Here is a 5,681-nt window from a genome sequence, read left to right on the forward strand (position 1 = left end):
CAATGTGCTTTTCACTGCGCGGCGCAAAACGATGCAGTCGTGCAAGCGCCAGCTCTTCCTCGAGTTTGACGACGCGTTCGGTGAGTTGACGGTTCTGCGCCTGCAGCTCAGCAATACGCGCCATCAACGCTTCAACAGTCGGTTCGCCGGGTCGATTCATCAGAATCTTGAATCGAAAGCATGCCGCCGCGTCAACCGCTCAATTCGAGAGCCCTCAACCGGCAACCTGATATTGCCGCACCGGATGGCGGACCATCGCATCGATGTCGATGCCGTCGAGGATCCATATGTGGACGGCCCCTCCTTGCAAGAACTCTTTTGATGATTTTGATCGGATCGCTTGCGTTCATATGTCCGGCCTGTTGGTGCGCTCCCACATGAACGCTGGCCAAGATGGGTTCCGCGACGTGGGTTCCAAACAGTGCATCGACCACGTTGGGCCATTGGATCCTACGGAGTGCCCCGCGTCTAGGATCGATCGATCACACCATCTGCTCGTTTCCTGCAAGTTCACGCATCAGTTCAGCACGGTAGCGTCTGTATCCTGCTCACCGTTACCGACTGATTTCGTTATGCCGCGCAGGCCAGAGCCGGTCGCGCAGCATTGCCCTTATAGGCTTCGCCGGTCACCATCATTTTCCAGGCGGTCCTGGCGATCTTGTTGGCCAGTGCGACAGCCGCGAGTTTTGGCGGCTTGCGCTTGAGCAACTCGATGAGCCAGAGCGAAGCGTTCCTGCCTCTTCCCGCTCTCACCTGTCGAAGCAACGAGGTTGCACCCACGACCAATGTTTTGCGCAATGCCTCATCGCCGGCCCTCGTAATGATACCGAGCCTGACTTTGCCAGCAGTCGAATGATCCTTGGGCGTCAGGCCCATCCAGGCGGCAAACTGCCTTCCGGATGTGAACTGTTCCGGTGCGGGCGCTTTCATCACCAGCAAGACCGCGCCGATCGGTCCGACACCAGGGATCTTTGCAAGACGGCGACAACATTCATTGTTGCGATACCAGGCCATCAGCTTTGCCTCCACCTCTTTCAGGCGCTCACCCAACTGCGCAAATTCCTCAGCGAGGGACGCAAACAGCTCACGTGCCGCAGCCGGAATGCTTTCATCAATCATGATGCGTTCCAGAAGGAGCGGAATATGAGACATGCCTTTGGCCGCGGTCAGTCCGAACTCAGCTGCATAGCCACGAATCGTATTGGCAAGCTGCGTCTGTGCGACGACAGCGCGCTCGCGCATGCCCACTAACATCAGCGCGGCTTGCTGATCCGCACTCTTCACCGGAACGAACCGCATCGTCGGGCGGCTCATCGCCTCGCATAGCGCTTCGGCATCGGCCGCATCATTCTTGCCGCGCTTGACGTAGGGCTTCGCCAGTTGTGGCGCGATCAGTTTTACCTCATGTCCGAGCTCCCTCAGCAACCGCGCCCAGTGATGCGAAGCGCCGCAGGCTTCGATCGCAATCACGGTCGGTGGGCATTTCGCAAAGAAATCCACCATCTCCTTGCGGCGCATCTTCTTGTGCAGGATCGGTTGCTCTGCGGCGTTGACGCCATGCAATTGAAAGACGTGCTTTGACGTATCCATGCCAATACGGATAATCTGATCCACGGGCGGCTCCTTCGTTTGAGACCGTTAACGACTCACTCTGGCACATTTCGATGCCCCGTTCGGGGCCGTCCACCCCAACAGTGCAATTGCTCGGTCGTAAGCGTGACCACCGCTGCCTCCCGGCGCGGCCACCGGAACCTGTCCTCGGTCAGCCGCTTCAGGACCAGCACAAAGCCCGACCGATCGAAGAACACGAGCTTCATCCGGTCGCGACGGCGATTGCAGAACGCAAAAACCGCCGGTGCAAACGGATCGAGCGCCATCGTCTCCTGGACCAGAACCGCAAGGCTGTTGATGCCGGCCCGAAAGTCGATCGGCTCGCGGTGCAGGTAGACTTTCAGGTCAGCGCCCAGTCTGAACATGACCCAGTGCTCCGATGGTCGCAGTCAATGCATCCACATCACCGCATTCCAGCGTCAACGTCACGCCGTTCGGCAGCGACGCGCTCACCTTGGCTGGAGAGGAAAAAGGCGCTGTCCTTTTCGATGCCGACCTACGTGCCCCATCGCAAGTCCCCGGCAAATCCACCGCAGCCATGCTGCTCTGTCGCAGCAAGGCCCGATCGGAAGTGCTTTCAATCTGAACCGGGATGAACGCCGATGGTGAGAGCGGCGGGAGGGACTGGGTCTCCGCCCGCTTCTTTATCCACTTCCGAAGAAGGTTCGCATTGACCCCATGTTCGAGCGCGAGCTTCGATACCGACACGCCAGGCTCAAGACAGGCCGAGACAAGACGGTCCTTCGATGCCGGGTCGTATCGGCGTCGCCCGTCCCGACCGACAAGCCTCACCCGCAGTCTCTGCTCATCTTCTTCCATCACAAGGTGTCCACCTATTTTGGTGGACACCTTGTATGGGGATTTCGTTGTCAAGGGGCCTTCACTGATTTCGCGGTAAAGCGGTCAGGATAGCCATAACAGAACGGTTGGTCACTGCCTTGTGCATTGGTCCGCGAGCATCAAATTCGAGGGGAGCCTGCCTTTGGGCGCATCGCATTACGCCGCAACCTTGTATTCGGTGGGTCTGCAAAAGACCCGGACCATGAAGCAGTCATTGGCTTCAGCAGCAAGGCTCCGAGGCGGCGGGCCCATTCTCATGACGGCAAATAACGCCATGGTGTCCATCGGGACACCGCCACCTCGAATCGATACGCGCGGGCGTCATTACGGCGGTTGATCCGTCAGGCGCCCTGCAGTGTGTTCAGTTTATCGGGCGCAATGTGACGCCCATCGGGATTTCGCCGACGGTAACCAATCGCCAGAGCGCGATGAGTAACTTGCGTGCGAGCGCCACGATCATCGTCGTCTTGCGGGCGCCCTGTGCCGCTCGTGCCTGGAACCATTGCGTCAGTTCGCTATTCTTTTGGAATCTCAGGAAGCGCCAGGCCAATTGGATCAGCCCGCGTCGCACCCGGGCGTTGCCTGCCTTGGCCAACCCCTTTTCGCGTCGTTTAGATCCGATCTCGTCGGGGGAGCCTGTCAGACCGGCGTAACGCGCCACCGCGCGCCGGTCTCTGAGGTTGCGGCTAAGCACCTCGTGGACCAGCATGTCGGCTGTCTCAATCCCGACACCAATCACGCGCGCCAATAGCACAACCATTGCATTATACCCCGACGCGGGCGCCTGCTCAAGCTGGGCAATTCTGGCTTTTTCAATCGTCGTGATCTGATCGCGCACCACCGCAAGCCGAGCCATGTCGCGCCGCATCTCTTCCAGCATATTCGGCGGAAGCGGCTGTCCTTCCGAAGTGCGCAGGTCCGGCAGCTTCTTCGGCGCCCGGCGAAGCTCGGGCTTGAAGCCACGGATGCCGAGCCGAGCCAGCGCCCCTTTCATGCGATTGACTATCCGCGTTTTCTCGCTGACCAGGTTCTCCCGCTCGCGGCTCGGCCGCTTGGCATCCTCTTCCGCCAGTGATGGGATCGCCACCATGCGGCAGTGGCCACGCTCGCCACGCAGCCAACCCAGGAACACGCGCATCAGCATGGCCGTGTCTAGCCTGTCGGTTTTCGCCCGTCGGTGTTCACGGTTCACGGCGACGCTGGTTGAATGGATGACGTGAGCGTCTATGCCTCGCGTCTGCAGCCACCGGGCCAGCCAGAAGCCGTCTCGCCCAGCCTCGAAGGCCAGCGCGACCCGGTCTATCGGCATGCCCGCAGCCTCCGCCTCCGATCGCCAACGCGCGATCAAACCGAGCAATGCATTGGGATCGGGATCGAGTTTCTTGAGGGGGTGTCGCTGAACGCCGGGAAGCATTCCGGCCACCAGCCAGTTATTTTGACTCATTTCTACAACGACGAGCACAGTGCGAGCTTGATCCAATACAGTGATTGATCGGCTGAGATCGTCGACTTTGGACATGATAGTCTATCCTTCGGGTTGATCGTACGACGATGGTGCCACCTCGCCGCTCCCCCGCATAGCTTCTCATGCATCAGAGCACTCAACAGCAAAAGGTGCGGGGAAATTCGCGCTTACGGAAAATCATAGGTGGCCGAACTCACCAAGGAGCCGCGCCGTGGCGCCGCTGGCATGGCGTCCGCCGCCTCCCCACGCTCCAGATTGAGAATTCCTAGAGAGCGCTGCGGTTGCAAAGCACGTCTTCCAGTTCCATGCCGTGAACGCGGCTGAGGAGCCAGTGCTGCGCAAGAAGCTGCGGCGCAAGGAGATGGTAGCGTTGTTCGAGAAGCTGTCGCCGACGGTAGTAGCGATCGAGGCGTGCGGCGGATCGCAGCACTGGGCGCGTCTCCTGCAGTCGTTCGGGCACGAACTGAAGCTGATCCCTCCGCACTATGTCAAACCGTACGTCAAAATATGGTCAGGTGAGCATATCTTGACTAGGACTGACCCGCTCCGTGATTGCGGAGCGGCAAGGAGGGTGTGTGCCGCCGGCGTGGTGTTGATCGTGTCGTCTGTCGCGCTGGTGGTCATGTGTCACAACAAGCTCGGACTGCGTCAGCATGGAGTGGCGGCTTGCAGCCCATTCCATCGGACAAAGGAGCTTGTCATGGCTCACCTTCGCCAGCCATGAGCGAGGACATGCAGGTGCGCAACTTCGCGCTCAACACCCAGCTGTCGTATCTGCAACAGGTCTCGCTATTTGCCCGCCACTTCGGCAAGTCTCCGGACTTGCTCGGGCGAGAGGATATTCGGACCTATCAGGTCTATCTAGCCAACGAGAAGAAGCTGTCGCCTGCTCGATTCACACCGCCATTGCGGCACTGCCCTTTCTCTGCAATGTGACGCTCGATCGGTGGAAGCGCTTTATTAATCCAGTCTGCCCGCCTGAACAGAGGTGAGAGGACATAGAATGTATTTATCCAGCTACCCGAACACCTATGGGCATATGAGGATATCTGCACCGTCTATGTGCTGTGGCAATGAGTATCTGCTGATCGATACGGGATCGGGCGCAGTTTTGGAGCATCTCCATGAACTCGGCGTCGACAGAGTTGACTGGGTCCTACACACCCACCCCCATAGGGATCAGTGCTGGGGAACGCCAAGGTCCAACAGTCTGGCGCAAAAGTCGCTGTTCCAGAGTACGAGCGACATTTGTTCGACAACGTTGAGGCTTTTTGGCAGGCGCGACGTATTTACGACAACTACAACAGCGTCCTTTATTCGCTGGACAAAATTTACAGGTCCGCGCTGTCCTAGAAGACTATAAGACTTTCGTCTGGAAAGACTTCGAATTCTGCGTTTGACCTGCAAAGGGACACACGCACGGCATGATCAGCTTGATCGTGATCGTGGACTGCAGGAAGATAGCGTTTATCGGTAACTTGATGAAAGCTGGCGGAAAGCTGTATCAACTCCACGCCATGCAACATGGGTACGGGGACCTTCTGGGTGTCGAATTCACCAGCAGTCTTACTGGCTCTGAAAAAGGAGAATGTCGATAGAGCCTATCCTTCCCACGGAGCTCCGATTTTCGAGGTGCAAGCGGATATTGAGACGCTCGAATCCAAGCTTGAGAAGCCTTCCACGGTCGCGTCCCCACAGGTGGTGTAGCTCGGCGGTATCGAAGCCGCTCGCGAGCGCGCTCTCGATAGCGCTGTAGCGAGCGAGC

General features: G+C 58.6%; 5 protein-coding genes and 4 pseudogenes. 3 read left to right on the forward strand and 6 right to left on the reverse strand.

Annotated features, from left to right (window positions below; genetic code table 11):
• From NKJ20_RS33635 to NKJ20_RS33655, 5 genes and pseudogenes are all read right to left on the reverse strand, one after another.
• Positions 1–160: pseudogene (locus tag NKJ20_RS33635) on the reverse strand (IS66 family transposase); the annotation flags it as partial.
• A 410-nt stretch (positions 161–570) separates the two neighbouring features.
• Entirely contained in the window at positions 571–1,614 is a 1,044-nt protein-coding gene (locus NKJ20_RS33640) for an IS110 family RNA-guided transposase (protein WP_352749894.1), read from the reverse strand.
• Between the two features lie 32 nt (positions 1,615–1,646).
• Positions 1,647–1,976 carry an IS66 family insertion sequence element accessory protein TnpB gene (gene tnpB, locus NKJ20_RS33645; RefSeq protein WP_352749896.1) on the reverse strand — a complete coding sequence of 110 codons (330 nt, stop codon included), beginning with the start codon at positions 1,974–1,976 and terminating at the stop codon, positions 1,647–1,649.
• Positions 1,957–2,430, reverse strand: coding sequence for an IS66-like element accessory protein TnpA (gene tnpA, locus NKJ20_RS33650; RefSeq protein ID WP_352749898.1), 474 nt, complete (start codon positions 2,428–2,430; stop codon positions 1,957–1,959). The genes tnpB and tnpA overlap by 20 nt, the downstream gene beginning before the upstream one ends.
• Before the next feature lie 382 nt (positions 2,431–2,812).
• Positions 2,813–3,970 (reverse strand): IS110 family RNA-guided transposase, encoded by a 1,158-nt coding sequence (locus NKJ20_RS33655; protein ID WP_352749899.1) that lies wholly within the window; start codon positions 3,968–3,970, stop codon positions 2,813–2,815.
• 256 nt (positions 3,971–4,226) lie between these two features.
• On the opposite strand from NKJ20_RS33655, the pseudogene NKJ20_RS33660 reads away from it, so the two are divergent.
• The 3 genes and pseudogenes from NKJ20_RS33660 to NKJ20_RS33670 form a co-directional block, all read left to right on the forward strand.
• Positions 4,227–4,421 (forward strand): annotated as a pseudogene (locus tag NKJ20_RS33660) (IS110 family transposase); the annotation flags it as partial.
• A gap of 195 nt (positions 4,422–4,616) precedes the next feature.
• Positions 4,617–4,863: pseudogene (locus NKJ20_RS33665) on the forward strand (site-specific integrase); the annotation flags it as partial.
• Between the two features lie 113 nt (positions 4,864–4,976).
• Positions 4,977–5,279, forward strand: coding sequence for an MBL fold metallo-hydrolase (locus NKJ20_RS33670; RefSeq protein ID WP_352749901.1), 303 nt, complete (start codon positions 4,977–4,979; stop codon positions 5,277–5,279).
• 203 nt (positions 5,280–5,482) lie between these two features.
• Here NKJ20_RS33670 and NKJ20_RS33675 read toward each other — a convergent pair.
• Positions 5,483–5,681 (reverse strand): annotated as a pseudogene (locus NKJ20_RS33675) (hypothetical protein); the annotation flags it as partial.

Origin of the sequence: Mesorhizobium sp. M0185 (genome assembly GCF_040322175.1) — a bacterium.
Classification (GTDB): Bacteria; Pseudomonadota; Alphaproteobacteria; order Rhizobiales; family Rhizobiaceae; genus Mesorhizobium.

Bases quoted from the DNA above. Each gene is read 5' to 3' on its own strand.
- tnpB (WP_352749896.1), bottom strand. From the start codon at position 1,976: ATGTTCAGACTGGGCGCTGACCTGAAAGTCTACCTGCACCGCGAGCCG.
- tnpA (WP_352749898.1), bottom strand. From the start codon at position 2,430: ATGGAAGAAGATGAGCAGAGACTGCGGGTGAGGCTTGTCGGTCGGGAC.
- NKJ20_RS33655 (WP_352749899.1), bottom strand. From the start codon at position 3,970: ATGTCCAAAGTCGACGATCTCAGCCGATCAATCACTGTATTGGATCAA.
- NKJ20_RS33670 (WP_352749901.1), top strand. From the start codon at position 4,977: ATGTGCTGTGGCAATGAGTATCTGCTGATCGATACGGGATCGGGCGCA.